This is a genomic window from [Roseibacterium] beibuensis, from assembly GCF_039542305.1.
Taxonomy (GTDB): domain Bacteria; phylum Pseudomonadota; class Alphaproteobacteria; order Rhodobacterales; family Rhodobacteraceae; genus Roseibacterium; species Roseibacterium beibuensis.
This window is the reverse complement of the sequence record NZ_BAABHW010000001.1, coordinates 372,654-397,753: the sequence shown is the minus strand read 5'-3', so window position 1 is coordinate 397,753 and position 25,100 is coordinate 372,654. Positions and strand designations below refer to the sequence as shown.

General features: G+C 64.7%; 23 protein-coding genes. 11 read left to right on the top strand and 12 right to left on the bottom strand.

All coding sequences use genetic code 11. From position 1 onward, the window contains the following. Positions 1-12 precede the first annotated feature (12 nt). Positions 13-483, bottom strand: coding sequence for a DUF1178 family protein (locus ABD923_RS01970; RefSeq protein ID WP_259546966.1), 471 nt, complete (start codon positions 481-483; stop codon positions 13-15). 33 nt (positions 484-516) lie between these two features. Beyond that, complete coding sequence (locus tag ABD923_RS01965; protein WP_259546967.1) at positions 517-1,023, bottom strand: NUDIX hydrolase; 507 nt, start codon at positions 1,021-1,023, stop codon at positions 517-519. A 112-nt stretch (positions 1,024-1,135) separates the two neighbouring features. Here ABD923_RS01965 and ABD923_RS01960 point away from each other — a divergent pair, with 112 nt between their 5' ends. The 4 genes from ABD923_RS01960 to hemP all read left to right on the top strand — a co-directional run bounded on the left by ABD923_RS01960 (position 1,136) and on the right by hemP (position 3,717). Continuing rightward, positions 1,136-1,690: a glutathione peroxidase gene (locus ABD923_RS01960; RefSeq protein WP_259546968.1), complete on the top strand. Its 555-nt coding sequence runs from the start codon at positions 1,136-1,138 to the stop codon at positions 1,688-1,690. Continuing rightward, on the top strand, positions 1,687-2,826 hold the full coding sequence (locus ABD923_RS01955) for an acetoin utilization protein AcuC (protein WP_259546969.1): 1,140 nt from the start codon (positions 1,687-1,689) through the stop codon (positions 2,824-2,826). Before ABD923_RS01960 ends, ABD923_RS01955 begins: the two co-directional genes overlap by 4 nt. A 45-nt stretch (positions 2,827-2,871) precedes the next feature. Further along, a complete protein-coding gene (locus ABD923_RS01950; RefSeq protein ID WP_259546970.1) occupies positions 2,872-3,381 on the top strand; it encodes a pyridoxamine 5'-phosphate oxidase family protein in 510 nt (169 codons plus the stop codon). Positions 3,382-3,534: 153 nt separating this feature from the next. Next, a complete protein-coding gene (gene hemP / locus ABD923_RS01945; protein ID WP_222188884.1) occupies positions 3,535-3,717 on the top strand; it encodes a hemin uptake protein HemP in 183 nt (60 codons plus the stop codon). Positions 3,718-3,820: 103 nt separating this feature from the next. On the opposite strand, the gene ABD923_RS01940 is transcribed toward hemP, so the two are convergent. Together ABD923_RS01940 and ABD923_RS01935 are read right to left on the bottom strand one after the other, a co-directional pair. Beyond that, entirely contained in the window at positions 3,821-5,329 is a 1,509-nt protein-coding gene (locus tag ABD923_RS01940) for an NAD(P)(+) transhydrogenase (Re/Si-specific) subunit beta (RefSeq protein ID WP_259546971.1), read from the bottom strand. A 19-nt stretch (positions 5,330-5,348) separates the two neighbouring features. Beyond that, positions 5,349-6,926, bottom strand: a complete 1,578-nt coding sequence (locus ABD923_RS01935; protein ID WP_259546972.1) for a Re/Si-specific NAD(P)(+) transhydrogenase subunit alpha — start codon at positions 6,924-6,926, stop codon at positions 5,349-5,351. 263 nt (positions 6,927-7,189) lie between these two features. On the opposite strand from ABD923_RS01935, the gene ABD923_RS01930 reads away from it, so the two are divergent. The 3 genes from ABD923_RS01930 to ABD923_RS01920 all read left to right on the top strand — a co-directional run bounded on the left by ABD923_RS01930 (position 7,190) and on the right by ABD923_RS01920 (position 10,643). Next, on the top strand, positions 7,190-7,951 hold the full coding sequence (locus ABD923_RS01930) for an SDR family NAD(P)-dependent oxidoreductase (RefSeq protein WP_259546973.1): 762 nt from the start codon (positions 7,190-7,192) through the stop codon (positions 7,949-7,951). A 31-nt stretch (positions 7,952-7,982) separates the two neighbouring features. Beyond that, the gene (gene kynU, locus ABD923_RS01925; RefSeq protein ID WP_259546974.1) at positions 7,983-9,173 is read left to right on the top strand and encodes a kynureninase; all 1,191 of its coding nucleotides are present in this window, start codon (positions 7,983-7,985) and stop codon (positions 9,171-9,173) included. A 186-nt stretch (positions 9,174-9,359) separates the two neighbouring features. Next, positions 9,360-10,643 carry a DUF3422 family protein gene (locus ABD923_RS01920; protein ID WP_259546975.1) on the top strand — a complete coding sequence of 428 codons (1,284 nt, stop codon included), beginning with the start codon at positions 9,360-9,362 and terminating at the stop codon, positions 10,641-10,643. 62 nt (positions 10,644-10,705) lie between these two features. Here ABD923_RS01920 and ABD923_RS01915 read toward each other — a convergent pair whose 3' ends face one another. Both ABD923_RS01915 and ABD923_RS01910 read right to left on the bottom strand, forming a co-directional pair. After that, positions 10,706-12,346, bottom strand: a complete 1,641-nt coding sequence (locus ABD923_RS01915) for an AMP-binding protein (RefSeq protein WP_259546976.1) — start codon at positions 12,344-12,346, stop codon at positions 10,706-10,708. Continuing rightward, on the bottom strand, positions 12,339-12,761 hold the full coding sequence (locus ABD923_RS01910; RefSeq protein ID WP_259546977.1) for a hypothetical protein: 423 nt from the start codon (positions 12,759-12,761) through the stop codon (positions 12,339-12,341). Before ABD923_RS01910 ends, ABD923_RS01915 begins: the two co-directional genes overlap by 8 nt. 89 nt (positions 12,762-12,850) lie before the next feature. On the opposite strand from ABD923_RS01910, the gene moaA reads away from it, so the two are divergent. Continuing rightward, complete coding sequence (gene moaA, locus ABD923_RS01905; RefSeq protein ID WP_259546978.1) at positions 12,851-13,861, top strand: GTP 3',8-cyclase MoaA; 1,011 nt, start codon at positions 12,851-12,853, stop codon at positions 13,859-13,861. On the opposite strand, the gene ABD923_RS01900 is transcribed toward moaA, so the two are convergent. From ABD923_RS01900 to ABD923_RS01875, 6 genes are all read right to left on the bottom strand, one after another. Beyond that, positions 13,858-14,250: an META domain-containing protein gene (locus ABD923_RS01900; protein WP_345229400.1), complete on the bottom strand. Its 393-nt coding sequence runs from the start codon at positions 14,248-14,250 to the stop codon at positions 13,858-13,860. The genes moaA and ABD923_RS01900 overlap by 4 nt on opposite strands. Positions 14,251-14,398: 148 nt before the next feature. After that, positions 14,399-15,562 carry a M20 aminoacylase family protein gene (locus tag ABD923_RS01895; RefSeq protein WP_259546980.1) on the bottom strand — a complete coding sequence of 388 codons (1,164 nt, stop codon included), beginning with the start codon at positions 15,560-15,562 and terminating at the stop codon, positions 14,399-14,401. Between the two features lie 35 nt (positions 15,563-15,597). Then, positions 15,598-16,767, bottom strand: a complete 1,170-nt coding sequence (locus tag ABD923_RS01890) for a M20 aminoacylase family protein (RefSeq protein ID WP_259546981.1) — start codon at positions 16,765-16,767, stop codon at positions 15,598-15,600. 12 nt (positions 16,768-16,779) lie between these two features. Then, complete coding sequence (locus ABD923_RS01885; RefSeq protein WP_259546982.1) at positions 16,780-17,952, bottom strand: M20 aminoacylase family protein; 1,173 nt, start codon at positions 17,950-17,952, stop codon at positions 16,780-16,782. Between the two features lie 13 nt (positions 17,953-17,965). Then, positions 17,966-19,120 carry an acetylornithine deacetylase gene (gene argE / locus ABD923_RS01880; protein WP_259546983.1) on the bottom strand — a complete coding sequence of 385 codons (1,155 nt, stop codon included), beginning with the start codon at positions 19,118-19,120 and terminating at the stop codon, positions 17,966-17,968. A 4-nt stretch (positions 19,121-19,124) separates the two neighbouring features. Next, a complete protein-coding gene (locus tag ABD923_RS01875; protein ID WP_259546984.1) occupies positions 19,125-20,945 on the bottom strand; it encodes an ABC transporter ATP-binding protein in 1,821 nt (606 codons plus the stop codon). 271 nt (positions 20,946-21,216) lie between these two features. Between ABD923_RS01875 and ABD923_RS01870 the strand changes: the two genes are divergently transcribed. From ABD923_RS01870 to ABD923_RS01860, 3 genes are all read left to right on the top strand, one after another. Then, positions 21,217-22,935: a peptide ABC transporter substrate-binding protein gene (locus ABD923_RS01870; RefSeq protein ID WP_259546985.1), complete on the top strand. Its 1,719-nt coding sequence runs from the start codon at positions 21,217-21,219 to the stop codon at positions 22,933-22,935. A gap of 97 nt (positions 22,936-23,032) precedes the next feature. Further along, positions 23,033-24,043 carry an ABC transporter permease gene (locus ABD923_RS01865; RefSeq protein WP_259546987.1) on the top strand — a complete coding sequence of 337 codons (1,011 nt, stop codon included), beginning with the start codon at positions 23,033-23,035 and terminating at the stop codon, positions 24,041-24,043. Continuing rightward, a complete protein-coding gene (locus tag ABD923_RS01860) occupies positions 24,036-25,019 on the top strand; it encodes an ABC transporter permease (protein ID WP_405048276.1) in 984 nt (327 codons plus the stop codon). Before ABD923_RS01865 ends, ABD923_RS01860 begins: the two co-directional genes overlap by 8 nt. Positions 25,020-25,100 lie beyond the last annotated feature (81 nt).

Genomic DNA, 25,100 nt, shown 5'->3' with positions numbered 1-25,100 from the left:
AGATTTTTCGGCTCAGTTCGTCTTGTCGGGCGGCAGGATCGGAAGGGTGGCGATCTCGATCCCGTCTTCGATCAGCGAGCGTGCCTCTTCCGGCGTCGCCTCACCGTGGATCGCATTCTGATCCTTCTCCCCCAGATGCATCGCGCGGGCTTCCTCGGCGAATTTCTTGCCCACGTAGCGGGAATTTTCGGCCAGGTGCTTGCGGATCGCGCGCAGCACCTGTTCCGCCGGATGGGCCGGAGCACTCAAGGGGCCGGGCGCAGCGGCAGGCAGTGGCGCGTCCGATGCAGGTGTCGCGCTTTTCTCCGGCGCGGCATCCCGCGCAGCCACGCCCGGCGCCATCAGCGCCTTTTTCACATCCGCGCCACCACAGACCGCGCAGGCCACCAGCCGACGCCGCGACAGGGCCTCGAAGGCCTCGGCCGACTGGAACCAGCTGTCAAATTCGTGCCCTTCGGCACATTTCAACGCGTATCGGATCATGCTCTCGCAAACCTAAGGGGCCAGGCCTGTCGTTCAATAGAGGCGCGCGGGATCGAAGCTTTCGAGGATCACTTTCAACTCCGGTTCGTCGACCTTCTGCGCCGCCTTTTTGGGCGAAAACCATTTGCGCTTGCGCTCATCGGACTCCGGGAAGTCCTTGTCGAGTTTCTTCACTTCGACCGGGAAGACGGCGACGATGCAGGGCAGCGACAGCTCTTCATCCAGCCATTTGTCATAGGCGTAGAGCCCGACACATTGCCCATGCGCCCGCCCCCGCACCCCGGCTTCTTCCCAGGCTTCCTGCGCCGCCGCGGCGGCAGGCGTCATCCCGTCCATCGGCCATCCTTTGGGGATGATCCAGCGGCCCGTATCGCGGGAGGACACGAGCAGGATTTCGACCGCGGGGGCGGCCTCCTTCCCCTTCTTGCCCTTGGGCGTCTTCGACACGCGATAGCACAGCGCCGCGAACTGCGTGCGTGTCTCGCGTTTCGAGACGCCAGCGATGCGCAAAGGCGCTTGAGAGGTCGGAGTACGGGCCATGACGCGCGGATATGGCACGGGAATTGCGGTTTTTCAATGGTCTGTGCATGCGGCTCGCCCGCCTTGACCGCTCTTCGCCCCGCGATATTTCAAAGGGAAAAGGAGCGACCAGATGACCGATTTGACCCGCCGCACCGTTGTGCTTGGGCTGAGCACCCTGTCTGCTGCTACGCTGCTGCCCGACCTTGGCCAAGCGCAGGCGATGCCGCCATTCCGCTTCGAGTCCATCGACGGCGGCCACTACGACGTCGCGGATTGGGCAGGCCGCCCGATCCTTGTCGTCAACACGGCCTCGATGTGTGCTTACACCCCGCAATATGACGCGTTGCAGGCGTTGCACGAGGCCTACGGCCCTCGCGGCCTCGTCGTGCTGGCCGTTCCCTCCGACGACTTCGCGCAGGAATATGACAGCGACGAACAGGTGGCCGAGTTCTGCGAGTTGAACTTCAACCTGACCCTGCCGATGACCACGATCACCCGCGTTCGCGGGCCCGATCCGCACCCGTTCTACGCGTGGTTGGCATCCGAATACGGCATCCGGCCGGGCTGGAACTTCAACAAGGTGCTGATCGCGCCGGATGGGCGCGTGGTCGAGCATTTCGGCGCCCGCGTGTCACCGACCGGCCGCCGCATACTCAATCGCATCGAGGCATTGCTGTCGGCGTGACGACCCCCATCTTCTTCGGGTCCGAGGTCTATCGCGGTTCCAGCTACGGGCGCTGGCATCCGCTGCGCATTCCGCGCGTACCCACCGTGATGGACCTGGCCCGGGCCATGGGGTGGCTGCCGACCGCGCAGTACCGCACCTCGCCCCGGGCCAAGCCTGCCGCGCTGACGCTCTGGCACACGCCCGAGTATCTCGATGCCCTGAGCCACGCGGAGGCGGTGCAACAGGTCGACGAGGCCATCCGCGACCGCCACGGGCTTGGCACCGTGTCGAACCCGGTCTTCCCCGAGATGTATCGCCGCCCCGCGACGGGGGCCGGGGCGTCCCTCTTGGCGGGCGAGTTGTTGGCGGATGGTGGTGTCATCTACCACCCCGGGGGCGGCACCCATCATGCCTTTCCCGACCGGGCCAACGGCTTTTGCTATCTCAACGACCCGGTCCTTGCGATCCTGTCGCTGAAGCGCGCAGGCGCGCGGCGCGTGGCCTATATCGACATCGACGCCCATCATTGCGACGGGGTCGAACATGGCTTTGCAGGCGACCCGGAGACGCTGCTGATCTCAACGCACGAGGAACGCCGCTGGCCTTTCACCGGCGTCCTGGACGAGGATGGCGGCGGCAACTGCCTGAACCTGCCCTTGCCCCGCGGCCTGAATGACAGCGAGATGGCCGAGATCCGCGAGCGGCTCATCCTGCCCGCCCTCGCCGGGTTTGCGCCGGACGCCATCGTCCTCCAATGCGGCGCCGACGCGGTAGAGGAAGACCCGCTGTCCCGCCTCGCATTGTCCAATAACGCCCATTTCGACATCCTGCGCGGGATCATGGCGCTTGGCTGTCCGCGCCTGCTGGTCCTCGGTGGCGGCGGCTACAACCCGTGGTCCGTCGGGCGCTTGTGGACTGGCATATGGGCCACCCTCAACGGCCATGACATCCCCGACCGCCTGCCGCCCGAAAGTGAGGCGGCCTTACGCGCCTTGCATTGGGACGGGGCCCGTGCCGGACGCACCCCGCCCGCGCATTGGTTCACCACGATCCGCGACAAACCCCGCCCCGGACCTGTCCGGCCCGAGGTCGCTCAGCGGCTTGCACATCTGCGTGAGCGGTCCGCCGCGCGGGGCGAGATGCCGGAACCCTAGGGCGTCACGTCGGTTGATCCCTTAAGCAAGATTGGAGGTATCGACATGACCGACCACACCCCGACCGAGAAACTGCGCCGCGCGCTGTTCGACACGCTTGGCGATGAGCGCACCGGCATGCTGGGCCTTGAGGGGGCGCGCGACCACATGCAGCCGATGACCCATGTCTTCGACCCCGACAAACAGGTGCTCTGGTTCATCTCGGGCCACGACACCGACCTTGTTCGCCAGATCAAAGGCGCCCCGCGAACCGCGCATTTCACCGTGACCGCCGGAGACCGCAGCCTGTACGCCTGTATCTCCGGCCTGATCGCCCAGACCAACGACCGCGAAAAGCTGGAAGAGGTGTGGAGCCCCATGGCCGCCATGTGGTTCGATGGCGGCATCGACGACCCCAATGTCGCGCTGCTGTGCATGCCCTTGGACGAGGCGGCTGTCTGGACCGTCGAAGCGGGCGCCCTTCGCTTCGGCCTCGAGATGGTGCGCGGGGCGGCTGGCGACCACGACCCAGATGTCGGCGACCACGGCGTGCTGGAGTTTCGCCACGCCGCGTGATCGCCGCATCCTCCCAACCAGGCCCGCCTTCACCGGCGGGCCTTTTCCTTGCGCCCCTGCGCCGCCCATTATCCGAGTGAAAAACTCAGGATTGACAAAAGTTAGTGATTCACTCAGGAATTAGGTCATCCGCCGCGAACCGGAGACCCGATCATGACCTACCAACCGAAATTCCTCGAAGATGCCCTGCGTGCCGATGTCAGCCCGACGCAGGAGCTGCCCACCTATGACGCGCGCCGGTTGACCGGCGGCGATGCGACCGCACAAATCGTTCTGGACGACAAGACCTACACGCTGCGCATCACGCGGGCGGGCAAGCTGATCCTGACGAAGTGAGCCGACTGGTCGCCCGCCCGGCCTGGCAACCTGGTAGCAGCGACACTACGAAAAAGCCCCGGCAGTGCCGGGGCTTTTCCTTTTCCTGATCTGGCTTTTCGCCTTACCCCACCTTGGGCAGCAGGCTGTCGATCGAGGCCTTTGCGTCGCCGTAGAACATCCGGGTGTTGTCCTTGAAGAACAGCGGGTTCTCGATGCCGGAATAGCCCGTGCCCTGCCCCCGCTTGGAGACGAAGACCTGCTTGGCTTTCCACACCTCCAGCACCGGCATGCCGGCGATGGGGCTGTTGGGATCGTCCTGCGCGGCCGGGTTCACGATATCGTTCGAGCCGATGACGATGACGACATCCGTGTCCGGGAAGTCCTCGTTGATCTCGTCCATTTCCAGCACGATGTCGTAAGGCACTTTCGCTTCTGCCAGGAGCACGTTCATGTGCCCGGGCAGACGGCCCGCGACGGGGTGAATGGCAAAGCGCACCTCCTTGCCCGCGGCGCGCATCTTGCGCGTCAACTCGCTGACCGATTGCTGGGCCTGCGCCACCGCCATGCCGTAACCCGGCACGATGATCACGCTGTCGGCGTCGTTCAGGGCCTGCGCGACACCATCGGCGTCGATGGCGATCTGCTCCCCCTCGATGGCCTGCTGCTCGCCCGAGGCGCCGCCGAAGCCCCCCAGGATCACGCTGATGAAGGACCGGTTCATGGCCTTGCACATGATGTAGCTGAGGATCGCACCGGACGAGCCCACCAGCGCGCCCACGACGATCAGCAGGTCATTGCCGAGCGAGAAGCCGATGGCCGCCGCCGCCCAGCCCGAGTAGCTGTTCAGCATCGAGACGACGACGGGCATGTCGGCGCCGCCGATGCCCATGATCAGGTGGTAGCCGATGAACAGCGCCAGCGCGGCCAGCAGAACCAGCGTCCAGCCGCCAGCCCCGCCAAGATACATGACCAGCAGGATCACCGAGGCCGCAGCCGCGGCAGCATTCAGCAGGTGACCGCCGGGCAGTTGCTTGGCGCCCGTGTCGATCTTGAAGGGCAGCTTCGACGAATTGCCCGACAGCTTGCCATAGGCCACGACCGACCCGGTGAAGGTCACGGCCCCGATCCAGATGCCGAGCGCCAGTTCGACGCGCAGGATGCCGATCTCGACTGCGGTCTTCTTGCCGATCAGTTCGGCAAAGTTCGACAGCGTCCCCAGAAGGGCATAGGCCTCATCGCTCAGCGGCCCCTCGGGTTGCGGGAAGGGCAGGCCGTTGGTCGCGAAAATCTCGGCCACGCGGCCGATCTCGATATGGGCGTTGAAGCCGACGAAAACGGCCGCCAGACCGACGAGCGAGTGCATGATCGCCACAAGTTCGGGCATCTGCGTCATCTGCACTTTCGTGGCCAGCTGGTAGCCGACGGCCGCGCCCGCCGCGATCAGGATGATCGACAGGACCCAAAGCCCGGAGCCCGGGCCGATCAGCGTGGCCAGAACGGCAATCGCCATGCCGACGATGCCGTACCAGACCGCGCGCTTGGCGCTTTCCTGTCCCGACAGCCCCCCGAGCGAGAGGATGAAGAGCACGCCCGCGACCGCATAGGCCGCAATGGTGAATCCGAAATCCATGTGTTCTACCTCTGCCCGTTTACGATTTCTGGAACATGGCGAGCATGCGCCGCGTCACGAGGAAGCCGCCGAAGATGTTCACGGCGGCCATGAATATCCCCGCCGCGGCAAGGATCGTGATCAGCACCGAGGACGATCCCACCTGCATCAGCGCGCCGAGAATGATGATCGACGAAATCGCGTTCGTCACCGCCATCAGGGGCGTGTGCAGCGAGTGGCTGACATTCCAGATCACCTGGAAACCGATGAAGACCGACAGCACGAACACGATGAAATGCTGCATGAAGCTCGCCGGTGCGATCAGCCCCACGCCCAGAAGAAGCGCGGCCCCGACGGTCAGCAGGGCCACCTGCTGCTTGGTCTGCGACTTGAAGGCGGCCAGTTCTTCGGCCCGCTTTTCCTCGGGCGTCAGTTCCTTGGGCTTTTCCTTGGGCTTCTGCGCCGCGATGGCGGCCACTTTCGGCGGCGGCGGCGGGAAGGTGATCTCGCCCTGGTGCACGATGGTGGCCCCGCGGATCACGTCGTCTTCCATGTTGTGCACGACCTGCCCGTCCTTCTCGGGCGTCAGGTCGGCCATCATGTGGCGGATGTTCGTGGAATAGAGCGTCGAGCTTTGCGCCGCCATCCGGCTGGGGAAGTCGGTGTAGCCGATGATCACCACGCCGTTGTCGGAAACGATGCGCTGATCCTTCTGGGTCAACTCGCAGTTGCCGCCACGCTCGGCGGCCAGGTCCACGATGACCGAGCCGGGCTTCATGCTCTCGACCATGTCCTTGGTCCACAAGAGCGGCGCAGGACGGTTCGGAATCAACGCGGTGGTGATCACGATGTCCATGTCCGGCGCGATCTCGCGGAATTTCTCAAGCTGCTTGGCCTGGAATTCCGGGCTGGAGGGGGCCGCGTAGCCGCCCGTTTCCGCCCCGTCCGGCAATTCGTCATCCGAGAATTCGAGGAAGACGAACTCCGCGCCCATCGACTCGATCTGCTCGGCCACTTCGGGCCGGACGTCGAATGCGTAGGTGATCGCGCCAAGGCTGGTTGCCGTGCCGATAGCGGCCAGACCGGCAACACCGGCACCCACGACCAGGACCTTGGCCGGCGGCACCTTGCCGGCCGCCGTCACCTGACCGGTGAAGAAGCGGCCGAAATTGTTGCCCGCCTCGATCACCGCGCGGTAGCCCGCGATATTGGCCATCGAGGACAGCGCATCCATCTTCTGCGCGCGCGAGATCCGCGGGACCATGTCCATGGCGATGACATTGGCGCCCTTGCCGCGCGCCAATTCCATCAGCGCCTCGTTCGAGCCCGGATAGAAGAAGCTGATCAGAAGCTGACCTTCGTTCAGGCTCTTGGCCTCGGCCTCGGTGGGCGGACGTACCTTGGCGACGATATCCACACCCTTCCAGAGCGCGGCCGCAGTCTTGACGACCTCTACGCCCGCCGCCTCATAAGCCGCGTCGGTAAAGCCGGCCGCCTCGCCCGCGCCGCTTTCGATGGCGCAGTCATAGCCCAGTTTTTGCAACTGGGCGGCGCTGTCCGGCGTCATCGCAACGCGCGATTCGCCCGGTTCGATTTCCTTGGGTGCCCCGATTTTCAACGTGTTCCCCCCTCTGGCATGGGATATCCGATCGCCCCCATAGCAAGAGGGCGGATGCTCCACAACGTCACACTCCGCGACATTTTCTTACGCATACCGCGGCATGCCGCGCAATTTCGTTCCTTGACGCGCATACATGCCATCTCGCGCGGGAATGTCCAGTCATGCGACCAAGATTGCAGCCGGGAACTGGCGCGTTAGGGTGGCGGCGACACGCGCGGAGGCGAAATGCCTCGCCCGGTGACGAGGGAGGGACACGAAACATGCAACACCAGGGACGCCATGCGCTGGTGACCGGGGGCGGCACGGGCATCGGCCTCGACATTGCCCATGCGCTGGCCGCCGAGGGGGCCGAGGTCACGATCACGGGGCGCAACCTCGACCGGCTGGACGAAATGGCCGAGGGTCATGCGCACCTGCACCCGATGCAGATGGACGTGGCCGATGAGGCCTCGGTCAGGAATGGCATCGCCGAGGCGGCCGAAGCCCGCGGGCCGGTTTCGATCTGCATCGCCAATGCCGGCATCGCCGAGGGGGCGCCTTTCGCCAAGGCCTCCCTCGATCACTGGCAGAAGATCATGGCGACCAATGTCGACGGCGTGTTCCTGACCTTTCAGGCTGCGCTGGCAACGCTCGCCCCCGGAGACTGGGGCCGCATGATCGCGATCTCTTCCATCGCCGGGCTGCGTGGCCTGAAGGGTGCGATTGCCTACACGGCATCGAAACACGCGGTCATCGGCATGGTGCGGGGTCTGTCCGAGGAATACATGGGCGGGGCCGTGACCTTCAACGCGCTGTGCCCCGGCTATGTCGACACCCCCATCGTCGAGCGCAACGCCGCCCAGATCGCCGCCGCCCGCGGCATCACCGAGGACGAGGCGCGCGCCTATCTCGCCCGCGGCAACCGGCACAAGAACCTGCTGCAAGCCGACGAGGTGACCGCCGCGGCACTCTGGCTCGCCTCGGATGGCGCGCGCAGCGTGAACGGGCAAGCCATCCAGATCGCAGGCGGCCAGGTCGCCTGACCGCGCGTTTTATCCAGTCCGAAAGGGAACCATGACCGATTTCACCGCGACCCGCGCCCGTTTTCGCCTGCCACAGAATACGATCTACCTCGACGGGAACTCTCTGGGCCCGCTGCCGCGCGGCGCCGAGGCCGCCAGCCGAAAGGTCCTGTTCGCCGAATGGGGCGAAATGGTCATCACCGGTTGGAACCGCGCCGGGTGGATGGCCCTGCCCGAGCTGCTGGGGGACCGGATCGCCGGTTTGATCGGGGCCGAGGCGGGGCACGTGATGGTGGGTGACACGCTGTCCATCCGCCTGTTCCAGGCGCTCGCCGCTGCCTCGGCGATGACGGACCGAAAGGTCATCCTGACGGATCGGGGCAATTTCCCTTCGGATCTCTACATGGCGCAGGGCCTGGTCGATCACCTCAAGGGCGACAAGGAACTGCGCATCGTCGATCCCGGGGAGATCGAGGCAAGCCTGACCGGGGAGGTGGGCGTCCTGATGCTGACCGAGGTCGACTACCGGACCGGGCGGTTGCATGACATGGCCGCCCTGACGGCCAAGGCCCATGAGCTCGGTATCGTCACCGTCTGGGATCTGGCCCATTCCGCCGGCGCGATCGAGGTGGATCTTGCCGGCGCCCGCGCCGATTTCGCCGTCGGCTGCACCTACAAGTACCTCAATGGCGGCCCCGGCAGCCCGGCCTTCATCTATGTCGCCCCGCGTCATGCGGACAGCGCCGAAACCGTCCTGAACGGCTGGCTCGGGCATGCGCAGCCCTTCGCCTTCGAGGAAACCTACCGCCCCGGCCCCGGCATCTCGCGCATGCGCGTCGGGACGCCTGCCATTTTGCAGATGCGGATCCTCGAAGCCGCGCTGGATGCCTGGGACGGGGTGTCGATGGCGGATGTGCGTGCGAAATCCATCGCCCTCTCGGACCGGTTCATCGCCGGGGTCGAGGCCGCCTGCCCCGCGCTGACCCTCGCCTCGCCCCGCGATCCGAAGCAGCGCGGAAGCCAGGTCTCTTTCCGGTTTGCCGAGGGCTATGCCGCCATGCAGGCGCTGATCGCGCGCGGCGTTATCGGCGATTTTCGCGCGCCGGATATCATGCGCTTCGGCTTCACCCCTCTCTATATCGGCGAAGCGGAGGTCGACGCGGCCGTCGCGCATATCGCCGCCGTCATCGACAAGGGCGAATACCATAAGCCCGAGTTCCAGGCGCGCCAGCGGGTCACCTGACGGCTTTGCCGCAGTGCCGCGAAAGGGCCGCAGCGCAAAGGGCAAACGAAAAGTGTTATGCTGAGCATGTGCTTGGCGGGATGCATACCAAGGCATGCCGCCAAATACCCGGAATATTTACGGTTTCCCGTTTACGCAGGCGCAGAAAACCTTATCTGACATCGAACAGCCGCCGAAAGACCGCCCATGCCGCTCGAAGACCACCCGCTCCGCTACAAACTTGCCAACGAGTTGCACGCGCGCCCCTTCCCGTCGCTCGAAGCGCCCGGTCAGGCGGTGTATTTCGCGATCAAGGAACAGAAAGAGGCCGCCAAGCGCGACCGCGCGAAGGATCGCGCGCATCTGATCTCTTTGCTCGACCGGTTCGGAGCGCAACACCCCAAGCCCGACGCGACGCATTATTTCGGCGACCTCGGCAAGTTCCGTCTGAAATGGGAACAACATACCGAGTTCGTGACCTACACCGCGTTCCTTCCCAACGGGACGGCGCGCCCGTTCGATCCGACCGCGTGGGAAGTGTTTCCCGACGAATGGCTGAGCGAGGCGCCGGGCGCCCACATCACCTCGGCCCACCTTATGTTCCTGCCGATGCCGGACGACGAAAGCGGCGTCGAAGATACGCTGCACGACTGGTTCGTTCCCGAAAGCCTTGCCGTCAGCAAGGTGCTGGACGACAGCGCGGTGATCGCGGGCGATTTCCGCATCGACACCTCGGGTCACATGCGCTTTGCCGTCTTCACCCGGCCCGACACCGGGCGTCGGCGCCTGGGGCGGATCGTGCAGCGCATCTGCGAGATCGAAACCTACAAGACCATGTCCATGCTGGGCCTGCCGCGCGCGCACGAGCTCTCGCGTCACATGGGGGTGATCGACGAATCCCTGTCGCACCTCGTCAGTGACATGAACGGGCATCTCGCCAAGCCTGACGAAACGCTGCAACAACTGCTCAACATCGCCGCCGAGTTGGAGCAGCTGCAGACCGAAAGCGCATTCCGGTTCGGGGCCACCGGGGCTTACGAGGCGCTGGTCAACCAGCGGATCAAGGTTTTGCGGGAGGAACGGTTCCAGGGGCGACAGACCTTCGGCGAATTCATGACGCGGCGCTTCGATCCGTCGATGCGGACGGTCAAGGCGACCGAGAACCGGCTCTACCAGATGACCAACCGGGCGATCCGCGCGGGTGATCTCTTGCGGACGCAGGTCGATGTCGATCGCTCGGCCCAGAACCAGGAACTCCTGGCTTCGATGGACAAGCGCTCGGACATGCAGTTGCGCTTGCAGAAGACGGTCGAAGGGCTGTCGGTCGTGGCGATCAGCTATTATGCGGTGAACCTCGTCGTCTATCTGATCGGCCCGTTTGCCGAGCCCATCGGCGTTTCGAAACCCGTGCTGACTGCATTGGCGGTACTGCCTACGATGGCCGCGGTTTGGCTGGTACTCCAATCGATCCGCAAGTCGATGGAGAAATAACGCCGGGCCGGGGCCGTTTTCCTCGAGGAAAACGGGCCGGAAAACTCGAGTTTTCCGCCCGCTCAGCCGTCGCGCAAGGCGCGGCGCAGGATCTTCCCGGTGGCCGTCATCGGAAGGCTGTCCGCGCGGAAGATCTTGCGTGGCACCACATGCGCCGAAACCTTGTCGCGCACCCAGGCGCGGAGCGTTTCCGGCATGCCGTCCCAGTCCACCCCCTCGCGCATGACGACATGGGCCACCACCACCTGCGTGCGGATGGGGTCTGGCTTGCCGACCACGGCGGCCATCACGACATCGGGATGGGCGGCCAGCGCCTGCTCGATCTCGACCGGGCCGATGCGATAACCCGCACTGGTGATGACGTCGTCATCGCGCGCGTGGAACACCATCTGGCCATCCTCGCGCAGAAGCGCCAGATCGCCGGTGCGCAACCAGCCATCGAGCACCTTTTTCGCCGTCGCCTCGGGCTTGCCCCAGTATTCCAGGAACATCACCGGGTCCGGGGCGCGCACACAGACCTCGCCGACCTCTCCGGCCGACACGGGCTTGTCGTCCGGCCCCAAAACGGCAACCTCGTGCCCCGGCACGGCGAGCCCCATGGCACCCGGCACGCGGTCCATCATCCGGTCGCAGGAGGCGACGACAAGGTTCGCCTCGGTCTGACCGTAAAACTCGTTGATCGGACAACGCAGCGCCTCGCGCCCCCAGTCCAGAAGATCCGCGCCCAACGCCTCGCCGCCCGATCCGACCGCGCGCAGGCGCAGATCGCGCGGCACCGGAGCGTGGCGCATCAAGCGCAGGGCCGTTGGCGGAATGAAGGCATTGGTGACGCCCTCCTCCGCCATCAGGTGCAGGGCCGCGTCCGGGTCGAACTTTGCGAAGCGGTGGCTGACCAGCGGCACGCCGTAGAAAAGGCACGGCATCGCCATGTCCATCAACCCGCCGATCCAGGCCCAATCCGCCGGCGTCCAGCCGACATCGCCGGCCTGCGGGAACCAATTCTGCGACAGTTCCATGCAGGGCAGGTGGCCGTAGAGGAACCGATGCGCATGCAGAACGCCCTTCGGATCGCCCGTGGTGCCCGAGGTGTAGATCATCACCGCCGGGTCTTCGGCATCGGTCGGCACCCGTTTGAAACCGGGGGCAGGCGTCGCGATGATCTCGTCGAAAGACTGGATGGGCTCGACGGCCGCGCCTGTCGAAATCACCAGCTCAAGCTCGGGCAGGTCAGGGCGCAGCGCCATCAGCTTGTCGATCTGACCACCGTCGCACAGCACGGCCCGGGCCCCTGAATCGGCCAATCGGTAGCGCAGCGCATCTTCGCCGAAGAGGGTGAACAGCGGCAGGGCCACCGCCCCCAGCTTCATCGCCGCGAAATGCGTGATGAGAACCGCCGGGTGCTGCGCCATCATCACGGCAACACGGTCTCCGCGCATGATCCCGGCCGCATCCATCGCGGCCGCCAACCGGTCGGAGGCGCGCTTGAGATCCCCGTAGGTCCAGACCTGCCGGTCGCCATCTTGCGTGATGTGAATGACGGCTGCCCTGCCCGGGTCCAGGGTGGCCCAGCTATCGCAGCACAGGTCGGCAATGTTCATGGCTGCCGGCACGTGCCAGCGAAACCCGTCGCGAAGCCGCGCCCAATCGGCGCGTCCCCGCACGGGCCGTTCGATCAGGCAACGATCCTGCGACGCGTCAGACATCCGAGATGACAGTCACCGTCGGCAGGTCGGTCAAGGGGATACCGAGCGCCTGCATCGCCTCCAGCGACAGGCGCGAGCCCGACCCCCGATCGCCGCCCGACGGGATCAGCGTCAGCGCGACGACCGTTCCGTCCGGCGCGATCACCCGACCGGGGCCTTCCTCGGTCACGACGGGCGTTTCGATCCAGAGCCCGGGGCGCGTCGCGTCGCCAAGGCTGGCCACCGTCAGGCCGCGAAACTGGCCGTCCGAGGCAGGGTTCGAGGGCGCGCCGGCGGCAAGGCCACCCTCGGGCTCGGCCACCGCGGCGGGCCCCAGATCGACCGGCTCATCATCGCCGCCGAAGAGGCCAAAGCCGGTGCCACCACAGCCGGCGAGCGCCAGCACGAAAACGAGTGAGAATATGCGTGTCATCATGGCGCGAACCCTAGGGCCGTGCGCAAGGACGTTCAACTGGTCTCATGCACAGGCTTGCGGGTTGGCGGCGCGATACCTAGTCTTCACCCATGGAAACGACCGCCCCTCTTATCGATCCGTTCGCGCGCGCGATCTCCTATCTGCGCGTCTCGGTCACCGACCGCTGCGATTTTCGCTGTGTCTATTGCATGGCCGAGAACATGACCTTCCTGCCGAAGAAAGAGCTTCTGACGCTGGAGGAGTTGGACCGGATGTGTTCGACCTTCATCCGCCTCGGCGTGGAAAAGCTGCGCATCACGGGGGGAGAGCCGCTGGTGCGCCGCGATATCATGACCTTCTTCAACGCCATGACGCGGCACCTTGACTCGGGCGCGTTGAAGGAACTGACACTGACCACCAACGGAAGCCAGTTGGCCAAGTTCGCCGAACCGCTTTACGCGGCGGGGGTGCGGCGGGTGAACGTGTCGCTCGACACGCTGGACGACCAGAAATTCGCGGACATCACCCGTTGGGGACGCCTGAAACAGGTGATGGAAGGCATCGACGCCGCGCAAGCCGCAGGGCTGCGCGTGAAGATCAACGCCGTCGCGCTGAAAGGGTTCAACGAGGATGAGCTCTTTTCCCTGCAGGACTGGTGCGCCGCGCGCGACATGGACCTGACCTTCATCGAGGTCATGCCGATGGGCGATCTGGGCAACGAGGACCGGCTGGACCAATACTGGTCGCTGAAGGACCTGCGCGCCCGATTGGAAGACCGCTTTACCCTGATCGACCTGGCGGAACGCACCGGGGGTCCGGCGCGCTATGTTCAGGTGCAAGAGACCGGACAGAAGATCGGCTTCATCACGCCGCTGACGCATAATTTCTGCGAAAGCTGCAATCGCGTGCGCCTGACCTGCACGGGCGAGCTTTACATGTGCCTCGGGCAAGAGGACATGGCCGACCTGCGTGCGCCGCTGCGCGCCTCAAGCGACGACGCCGTGCTGGAAGACGCCATCCGGAAGGCGATCGCCCTCAAGCCCAAGGGGCACGATTTCGACTATTCCCGGCAGAGCGTGGATGGTCAGGTCAGCCGCCACATGAGCCATACCGGCGGCTAGTCCTCTTCGGCGTCTCCCGCACGGGCCGTGATCGCGACACCATCCGCATCGGACAGAACAAGCAGCCCGTCTTCGTCGAACGCGTAAGTCTCCACCCGGGAAAGCGCATCGAAATAGCGCCGTTCCAATGCCATTCGCGCCTCCTCGCAGGCCATCATCGTGCTGGCGATCTCGGCCACGGAGATCGTGCCGTCGGTCACCTCGTATCCGGCGAAATAGCGGTTGCAGCCACCGGCACCGGCAAGGCGACCATCCTCCCCCATGGTCAGGGTGACTTCGACATCCTCGGGCAGGTCTTCGTCGCCGATCTGGAGGACTTGCCAATCCGGGCCGACAAGTTGCGGTGGCAGATCATCGCCATTGGCGAAGGCCGCGGGGGGAACGGTCATGGCGATGGCCAGGGCAATTGAAATCCGGTGCATGGAACAACCTCCGAAAGCTGGACCCGTTGAATATAGGAAAAAGGCCACGGCTCTTCAGCCGTGACCTTTCGTGTTGGGCAAAAGCCCGCCCAAAGGGATTTTGCTCGGCTTGGCGTTACGCCGCCGGCATCCGCCGTTCGACAACCTCGGCCAACCACGAGCACCCGGCCGGGATCGCCTCGTCGTTGAAGTTATACTTGGGGTGGTGAACCATCGCGGTGTCCCCGTTCCCGACAAGGATGTACGCACCGGGGCGCGCGTTCAGCATGAAGGCGAAATCCTCGCCGCCCATGACAAGCGGGGCCTCGTCACAGTCGCCGGCGATGTCGCGGGCCACCTCGGTCGCAAACTCGGTCTGTTCCTCGGAATTCACCATGACGGGATAGTTGCGCTTGTAGACCAGCTCGGCCTTGGCGCCGAACGTCGCGGCGGTGCCCTCGACGATCTCTTTCATGCGCGCCTCGGTCAGGTCCTGCACCTCGGGGTCGAGGGTGCGCACCGTGCCCTTCATCTTCACCGTTTCGGGAATGACGTTATGGGCATGGCTGCCGGTCTCGAAGCTGGTGACGGAGACGACGACCTGTTTCACCGGGTCCACGTTACGGCTGGCGATGGTCTGGAGCGCCAGGACGATATGGCTGGCCACCACGGTCGTGTCGATCGTGTCATGGGGTTTCGCCGCATGGCCACCACGGCCAGTCACGTTGATTTCGAACAGGTCCGCCGCCGCAAAAAAGGCACCGGGGCGGATCGCGAAGCTGCCGGTCGGCACGCCCGGCCAGTTGTGCATGCCGTAGACCTCGTCGATCGACCAGCGATCCATCATGCCGTCATCGACCATCTCGCGACCGCCGCCGCCACCCTCTTCGGCAGGCTGGAAGATGACCGCGACCGTGCCGTCGAAATTCCGGGTCTCGGCCAGGTATTTCGCGGCCCCAAGCAGCATGGCGGTATGACCGTCATGGCCGCAGGCATGCATCGCACCGGGGGTTTTCGAGGCATAGTCGAGGCCGGTTTCCTCGTGGATCGGCAGCGCGTCCATATCTGCGCGCAACCCGATGGTGCGGCCGGACTTGTCGGTCTTGCCCTTGATGATGCCGACCACACCAGTGCGCCCGATGCCGGTCACCACCTCGTCACAGCCGAATTCCTTGAGCTTGTCCGCCACAAGCGCCGCGGTGCGGTGTGTCTCGAACAGGATCTCGGGGTGTTCATGGATATCGCGCCGCCACTCGGTGATCTCGGGCAGCATCTCGGCGAAACGGTTCTTCACGGGCATCTGTATGTCTTTCTTTTGAGCGAGCGTCTTGGGTGTTACTTGGCCACGGGCATCCGGCGTTCAACGATCTCGGCGAAGAAACTGCACCCGTAAGGGATGGCCTCGTCGTCGAAATTGTACTTCGGGTGATGGCACATCGCCGTATCGCCGTTTCCGATGAAAACATAGGCGCCGGGACGCGCCTCCAGCATGTAGGAGAAATCCTCGGACGGCATGATGGGGCGGGTGTCGCCATCGACCTCCAGGCCGACGGCGCGCGCGGCCTCCACCGCGTGTTCGACCGCGGTCGCGTCATTCACCGTGACCGGGTAGCCGGGGTGCCAGACCACCTCGACCGTCGCGCCAAAGGCGGCGGCGATCCCTTCGGCCACGCGGGTGATGCGGCCCTGCATCTGGTCGCGCTCCTCGGGGTCGAGGCAGCGGACCGTGCCGGTCAGTTTGGCGGTATGGGCGATGATGTTGGTCGCGTTGCTGTCGGTCTCGAAGGTGCCGACCGTCAACACGACGCGGTTCAGCGGGTCGACATTGCGCGCCACGATATTGTGCAGCGACACCACGATCTGCGAAGCGACCAGCGTCGTATCAACGGCCTTGTGCGGCTCGGCTGCATGCCCGCCAAGGCCCGTGACGATGATGTCGAACTCGTCCGAAGACGCCTGCAACGGCCCGGCGCGGGTCACGAAATGACCGATTGGGATGCCGGGACCATTGTGCATGCCATAGACCTCGTCCACGTCGAACCGGTCCATCACCCCGTCATCGACCATCGCCTTGCCCCCTGCCCCGCCTTCTTCAGCGGGCTGGAACAACAGCACGACCGTGCCATCGAAATTGCGCGTCTCCGACAGGTATTTCGCGGCCCCCAGCAGCATGGAGGTGTGCCCATCATGGCCGCAGGCATGCATCGCGCCGGGTGTTTCCGACGCGTAGCCGACGCCGGTCTGTTCGTGGATCGGCAACGCATCCATGTCAGCCCTGAGCGCGATGACCTTGCCCGACCCGTTTTCCCGTCCCTTGATGACGCCGACAACCCCGGTCTGGCCCACCCCTTCGACGACCTCGTCGCAGCCGAACTCCCGCAGTTTTTCCGCGACGATCCCGGCGGTGCGATGCACCTCGTACATCAATTCGGGATGGCGGTGGAAATCGTGGCGCCACTCGGTGATCTCGGGCAGCAATTCGGCGAAGCGGTTCTTGATCGGCATGTCGGGGCCTCCTCAGGCGGCGGGCATTCGTCGTTCGACGAGTTCGGCGAAGAAGCTGCATCCGTAGGGGATGGCTTCGTCGTTGAAGTCATATTCGGGGTGGTGGACGCCGGCGCTGTCGCCATTGCCGACGTTGATGAAGGCACCCGGGCGGGCGTTGAGCATATAGGCGAAATCCTCGCCGCCCATGCGGGGCGGACGGCCCCAACGCACCTTTTCGTCACCCGCCACCGCGCGCGCGATCTCGGCGGCGATCTCGGCATTCTCGTCATGGTTGACCACGACCGGGTAGCCGCGATGGTAATCGAGATGCGCCTCGCAGCCATAGGCCTCGGCGGTGGAATGGATCAGCCGCGTCACCCGCCGTTCGGCGATATCGCGCACCTCCTCATCTAGGGTGCGCACGGTGCCACGGATCAGCACCTCGGGCGGGATGACGTTGAAGGCCTCTGACGCGGTGCGCAGCGTGCAGACGGAGACAACGATTTCCTTGATCGGGTCGACATTCCGGCTGGCGACGGTCTGCAGCGCCATGACCGTGGCGCAGGCGGCGGGCGTCGGGTCGACGCACATATGCGGCCGCGCGGCATGCCCGCCCTTGCCGACGATGCGAACCTCGAACTCGTCGGCGGCCGCCATGATCGGCCCGGGCGAGACGCCGAATTCCCCCACGGGCAGGCCCGGCTCATTATGCATGCCATAGACCTCGTCGATGCCGAAGCGCTCCATCATCCCGTCGCGCACCATGAGGTCGCCGCCCCCGCCACCCTCTTCGGCGGGCTGGAAGATCAGCGCGACCGTACCGTCAAAATTGCGCGTCTCGGACAAATACTTGGCAGCCCCCAACAGCATCGCGGTGTGACCGTCATGGCCGCAGGCATGCATCTTGCCGGGCGTCTGGCTGGCATGCGGCAGGCCGGTGTGTTCGTCCATCGGAAGCGCATCCATGTCGGCGCGCAACCCGATGCAGCGCCCCGAAGACTCCGTCTTGCCCTTGATCAGCGCGACGATGCCCGAGCGCCCGATCCCGGTATGGATCTCGTCGACGCCGAATTCCTTCAGCTTCTTTTCAACCATTGCCGTCGTCTTGGGCAGATCGAAGAGCAACTCGGGGTTCATGTGGATCTCGCGACGCCATTCGGCGATCTCGGGCATCAGTTCCGCGAGACGGTTCTTGATCGGCATGATGGGTCCTCGTTCAGGAAAGCGCGTCAAGAAGGCGGGCCATGAAGGTTTCGCCTTTCTTGAACTGGTCGACGGTCAGATATTCGTTGGGTTGATGGGCCTGCGCGATGTCGCCCGGGCCGCACACGACGGCGGAGTAGCCCGCCCGCTGGAATTGCCCCGCTTCGGTCCCGTAGCTGACGACGCGGGTGCCATTCTCGCCGGTGATCCGCCGAACCACGTCCTCGGCGGCGCCATCGGTTTCGGCCGCGAGGCCCGGCACGTCCCATTTCGGGGTCGCCTCGATCCAGGCTTCCGGGCGAATGGCTTTCATGCCCTCTTCGATCCGGGCGACCTCGGCCATGATCCTGTCGGCCCAGAACTCGTTCGATTCGGTCGGCACACACCGCGCCGACAGCACGAAGGTGCAGTCCTTGGCGGTGATGTTGTGCGCCGTGCCGCCCTGGATCATGCCGACATGCAGCGTCGTGTAGGGGGGATCGTAATCGCTGTTCGGATCTGCCTTGGCGCGGTTTTCCTCGTTCACGCGGTTGGCCCAGTCGATCAGCTTGGCGCCCTCCATGATGGCGGAGACGCCCGTGTAAGCGATCGAGGAATGCACCTCGAAGCCGTGGAAATGCAGGTCGTAGCCGACCCCGCCCTTGTGGCCGTTCACCACGCCCATATTGGTCGGCTCGCCGATGATGGCGACCGAAGCACGGGGCAGATGGGTCGCCATTCTCTCGATCATCGGCGGCGCACCGATGCACCCGATCTCTTCATCCCGGCTGAGGCAAAGCTGCACGGGGCGGGACACGCCGCGCCGCGCGGCTTCGACCGTGGCCCAGATGGCCAGGGCGTCAAAGCCCTTCATGTCGCAACAGCCGCGTCCGAAAAGCTTTCCGTCTTTCTCGACCACGGTAAACGGGTCGGTGTCCCATTCCTGCCCGTCGACGGGCACGACGTCGGTGTGCCCCGACAACACGACCCCGCCATCGACCTCGGGGCCGACATGGGCGTAGAGGCTGGCCTTGTGACCGCTCGCGTCATAGTCGCGATAGGTCTTGATCCCGTGGCTGTTCAGGTACTCCTCGACCCAGTCGACGAGGGCGAGGTTGCTGTCGCGGGAAACGGTGGGGAACGAAACGAGCTTGTCCAGAAGGGCGCGAGCGCCGAGCGTGTTTTTCAAGGTTTCAATACCCGCTGTCTGTAACGAGGATGTGGTGACCCGGCCCGACCTCTCGGTAAACCGAGGGTTCGGGTTCGTAGTCGACGGGATGCACCGGCGACGGGATCGGCTTGAAGTTCAGGTCCCGCGCCAGCTTGCGCATGCCGGGATCGGCAATCGGCACCGCCTTGAGCAGCGCTTGCGTATAGGGGTGCTGCGGGTCTTCGAACACCTGCTGTCGCGGCCCGATCTCGACCACGCGCCCCAGGTACATCACGCCGACATCGTGGCTGACCCGTTCGACGACCGCCATGTCGTGCGAAATGAACAGGTAGGACAGCCCCAGTTCCTGCTGCAATTCCATCATCAGGTTCAGAACCTCGGCCTGAACCGACACGTCCAGCGCGCTGACCGCCTCGTCCGCGATGATCAGTTTCGGGTTGAGCGCGAGGGCGCGGGCGATCGCGACGCGCTGGCGCTGACCGCCGGACAGTTCGTGCGGATAGCGGCGCATGAAATCACGCGGCAGGCGCACCCGGTCAAACAGCTTCGCCACGCGGTCCGTGCGTTCCTGCGCATCGCCAACGCCGTAGTTGATCAGGGGTTCGGCCACCTGCACGCCCAATCGCATCTGCGGGTTGAGCGATGCGAACGGATCCTGGAAGATCATCTGCATGTCCAACCGCGCCTTTTGCAGGTCGCGATGGTTGAGCGCGATGATGTCCTTGCCGTCGAGTTCCACCTTGCCGGACAGCGGTTCGACCAGGCGCAGGATGGACCGGCCGCAGGTCGACTTGCCGCAGCCGGATTCGCCCACGAGGCTGAGGGTGCGGCCAGCATTCAGCGTCAGCGACACGTCCTCGACCGCGTGGACATTGGCGATGGTCCGGCGAAACAGGCCGCCCTTGACCGGGAAGCGGGTCACGAGGTTTTCGACCTTCAAAAGCACCTTGTCGGTGCCGGTGATCGGCCCCGCCTCGACGTGCTCGCGGCCCACCAGCTTCATCGGTTCCGGCAGGGTCTTGCCCTTCATCTCGCCCAGCTTCGGCACCGCTGCCAGAAGGGCCTTGGTGTAATCGTGCTGCGGGTTGTTGAAGATCTGCTCGACCGGCCCTTCTTCGACCTTGTGGCCGCGATACATGACGACAACGCGGTCGGCCATTTGCGCAACCACGGCCATGTCGTGCGTGATGAACATGACCGAGGTGCCGGTTTCTTCCTTCAACCGGTTGATGAGGCTCAGGATTTCCGCCTGAATTGTTACGTCGAGCGCCGTGGTCGGCTCGTCCGCGATCAGGATCTTGGGTTCGCAGGCGAGGGCAATCGCGATCACGACGCGCTGGCGCATGCCCCCCGACAATTCATGCGGATACTGCTTCAGGCGTCGCTCCGGTTCGGGGATGCGCACCTGCCGCATCAGTTCCAGCGCCCGGTTGCGGGCGGCCTCGCGCGACATGTTCTTGTGCCGCAACAAGCCCTCGGTCAGCTGACGTTCGATCGTGAACACCGGGTTCAGCGCGGTCATCGGCTCCTGGAAGATCATGCCGATGTCGTTGCCGCGAATATCGCCCATCGTCCCCGAGGGCTGCTTGGCGAGGTCGATGGGGGTGCCGTCCTTGCGGTCGAAGATCAACTCGCCGCCGGTAATCTCTCCGCCGCCGAATTCCACGAGGCGCATCAGAGACAGCGACGAAACCGATTTCCCCGAGCCGCTTTCCCCGACGATGCAGACCGTCTCGCCGGCGCCGACCTCGAAACTGACATCCTCCACCCCGACCACGGTTCCGTTACGCGTTTCGAACTCGACGCGCAGATTGCGCACCTGCGCGATGGGATGGTCAAGCATGGGGGAGTCGCTCCTGTCGGGATGTCGCCTGACGGTAAATCCGGGGTCCATCTGCTGTCAAATGCTGCGATCGCCCAAATGTTGTGCATTCCGCTACGGCAGTAGGCTTGCATTTTGAACAAGTTGCGCGAACGATGCACGGATGAGGCGGACCACCCCGGCGCTGCTTGCGTCTGGGCGTCACCCGCCCAATCTTCGCCCAGACCGTCGGACAAGGCGGCATAGCTCAACGAGGCTCTGAGCGAACCAACAAGGAGAGAGAGACATAGAAATGAAAAAAACAGCGATTCTCATGGGCGCGGCGGCAGCGATGCTGACCCCGCTCGCCGCTGTGGCACAGGAGGGCGCCGAGCGCGGCTCTTCCGGCCACCTCAACATCATCTATTGGCAGGCGCCGTCGACCCTGAACCCTTATCTCTCGGGCGGCACGAAAGAGGTCGAATCGGCCTCGCTGGTGCTCGAGTCCCTCGCCCGCTTCAACGAGAACGGCGAAATGGAGCCGTGGCTCGCCGAATCCATCCCGACCATCGAGAACGGCGGCGTCGCCGAAGACCTGACCTCGATCACCTGGACGATCGCCGAAGGCGTCACCTGGTCGGACGGTACGGCGCTGACGCCCGCCGACTTCATCTTCACCTGGGAATACTGCACCCATCCCGAAGGCGGCTGTGCACAGGCCAGCTATTTCGACGGTGTGGCCAGCGTCGAAGCGCTCGATGACCGCACGGTGCGCGTGAACTTCGAAGAAGCCACGCCCTTCCCCTACACCGCCTTCGTCGGGTCCGAGAGCCCGGTGATCCAGGCCGCGCAGTTCGCGGAATGCCTTGGCGCCCGCGCGCCCGAGTGCACCGAGGCCAACTTCGGCCCGATCGGCACCGGTCCCTTCGTGGTGACGGATTTCCGCCCGAACGACGTGATCGAGTTCGTGGCGAACGAAAACTTCCGCTTCCCCGATCGCCCCTACTTCGCCTCCGTGACCTTCAAGGGCGGCGGCGATGCGGCAGCTGCGGCACGTTCGGTGCTCGAAACCGGCGAGTTCGACTACGCTTGGAACCTGCAGATCGACCCGACCATTCTGGCCGAGATGGAAGCCAACGGTCTGGGCACCGTGGTCACCGCCTTCGGCACCTCGGTCGAGCGTCTGCACATGAACCAGTTCAACCCCGATCCGGCGCTTGGCGACATCCGCTCGACGGCCGAAGCTGGTCCGCACCCGTTCCTGACCAACCCGATCATCGGCCAGGCCATGTCGATGGCGATCGACCGCGCCCTGCTGGTGGAAATCGGCTACGGGGCCGGTGGCCAGCCGACCTGTAACGTGCTGCCCGCGCCCGAGGCCTATGCCTCGACCGCCAACGATGGCTGCCTGGTGCAGGACATCGACGGCGCGAACGCGCTGCTCGACGAGGCCGGCATTGTCGACACCGACGGCGACGGCATCCGCGAGTACGAAGGCACCCCGCTGCGCGTTCTCTACCAGACCTCGACCAACGCTGTCCGCCAGGACACCCAGGCGCTGGTCAAGCAGTGGTGGGCGGAAATCGGCATCGACGCCGAGCTGCGCAACATCGACGCGTCGGTCTTCTTCGGCGGTGACCCGGGCTCGCCCGACACCTTCCAGAAGTTCTATGCCGACGTCGAAATGTACACCAACAACTTCGCCGGTGTTGACCCGCAGGCCTACATGGCCAACTGGGCCTGCGACGAGATCCCGAGCCCCGAGACGCAGTGGCAGGGCTCGAACATCCAGCGTTTCTGCTCGGAAGAGTATGACGCCCTGATCGCCGAGATGGCCATGACGGCCGACCTCGCCGAGCGTGGCCGCATCGCGATGATGCAGAACGACATGCTGGTGCAGTCCTACTCGATCATCCCGCTGATCCACCGTGGCGGCGTGTCGGCCCATGCCAACACGCTGGGCGGCATCCGCATGTCGGACTGGGATTCCGAACTGTGGAACATCATGGACTGGTATCGTATCCAGGAATGATCGCCTGATCTGAAACGACAGGCCCGCGCGTCCTGCGCGCGGGCCTTCCTATCCCTCTACCCCGGAAAGTCGAACTCATGACCCGAGGCGTTGGCCCATGCTGACATTCACCATCCGTCGCCTACTCACGGCAATCCCGACGCTTCTGTTCATCAGTTTCATCATCTTCCTGATCGTGAAGCTGTCGCCATCGGACCCGACCGCCGGTCTGCCCCTGACCATTCCGCCAGAGGTGCGCGAACAGATCCGCGAAAGCCTGGGCGTGAACGACCCGGTCTTGGTCCAGTATTTCAAATGGCTGAAGCTGATGCTGTGGGATGAGCCGCTGCATCTGATCGATGGCTGGCTCGGGACATCGCTTGCCCCCGAAGACGGCACGCGGATCATCTCCTACCAGACCCGCAGCCCCGTCATGGACCTGATCGTTCAGCGCATGCCGCAGACGCTGTGGGTGGTGGGCACGTCCTATATCGTCGGCATCATCATCGCGATGCCTCTGGGGATCATTTCGGCCTACCGGCAGTATTCGGTGTTCGATCAGATCGGCACGTTCGTCTCGATGGTTGGCTTCTCGGTTCCGACCTTCTTCACCGGCGTTCTGTTCATCGTGATCTTCGCCGTTCAACTGGGCTGGTTCCCGTCGGTCTACGACACGACCCACGAGGTGACGGACTGGGACAGCTTCGTGGTTCAGCTCAAGCAGATCATCATGCCCGTCATGGTGCTTGGCCTGTACAACGCGTCGCAGATCAGCCGCTACATGCGCGCCTCGATGCTGGACAACCTGAACCAGGATTACGTGCGCACCGCGCGGGCCAAGGGCCTGACGGAAAAGACGGTGGTGCTCGTCCACGTGCTGCGCAACTCGATGATCCCGGTCGTCACCGTGATCGCGCTCAACATCCCGGCCGTGTTCGGCGGCGCCATCATCACCGAGCAGGTGTTCAAGGTGAACGGCATCGGCCAGCTTCTGATCATCGCGATCCAGGGCGGCGACGTGCCCGTGGTGCAAACCGTGAGCTTCATCTTCGCGATCCTGATCGTGCTCTTCAATCTTCTCGCCGATATCCTCTACGGCTTGCTCGACCCGAGGATCCGCTATGACTGATCTCCAAGATCCCGCAGACCGCCCGAACCAGCCGCTGCAAACCGCCGGGGCCACCCCGGCTGGCGCCGCCCCCGTGATGGAGATGGAGGCCTCGGCCCCGCCACGAAACCAGTGGTGGGACGTGTGGGAGCAGTTCCGGACGCACAAGGGCGCGCTCTTTGGCCTCGGCTTCTTCATTTTCGCCCTGCTCTTCGTCTTCGTGGGCCCCCTGATCTGGACGATCGATCCGCAATACATCGACATCCGGGCGCGCAACACGGGGCCGAGCCTGGCGCATCCGATGGGCGCCGACCAGCTGGGCCGCGATACGATGGCGCGCATGATGGCGGGTGGGCAGACCTCGATCTCGGTTGGCCTGACCGCGATGCTGCTGGCCCTGTTCGTCGGGACGTTGATCGGCGTGCTCGCCGGGTATTTCAAGAAACTCGACGGACCGCTGATGCGGCTGACCGACCTGTTCCTTGCGCTGCCGCTGCTGCCGCTGCTCCTCGTCATCATCATGCTGTTCCGCGACCAGCTTCGCGCCGCCTTCGGCCCCGAGGGCGGGATCTTCATCCTGATCGTCTTCGTGATCGGGATCACGAGCTGGATGCAGACGGCACGCGTGGTGCGCGGCGACGTGTTGGCCATCAAGGAGCGGGAATTCGTGCTGGCGGCCAAAAGCATCGGGACACGGCCAAGCCGGATGATCCTGCGCCACATCCTGCCCAACGTCATGTCGCCGATCATGGTGTCGGCGACGCTGGGGATCGCCAACGCGATCATCACCGAAAGCGCGCTGAGCTTCCTCGGCCTCGGTTTCCCGTCGGACTTCCCGACCTGGGGGCGGCTTCTGTTCGACGCAACCGACTGGTTGCAACAGAACCCCGAGCGCGTGATCTGGCCGGGCATGGCGATCTCGCTGACGGTGCTGAGCGTGAACTATATCGGCGACGGTCTGCGCGATGCGCTCGACCCCCGCATTCGCGGGCGCTGACAACAGAGACCATCACGACGCAACGCCGGGCCAACACGCCCGGCGTTGTTCGTTTCAGCCCATCGGGAACCGAAGGGCGGG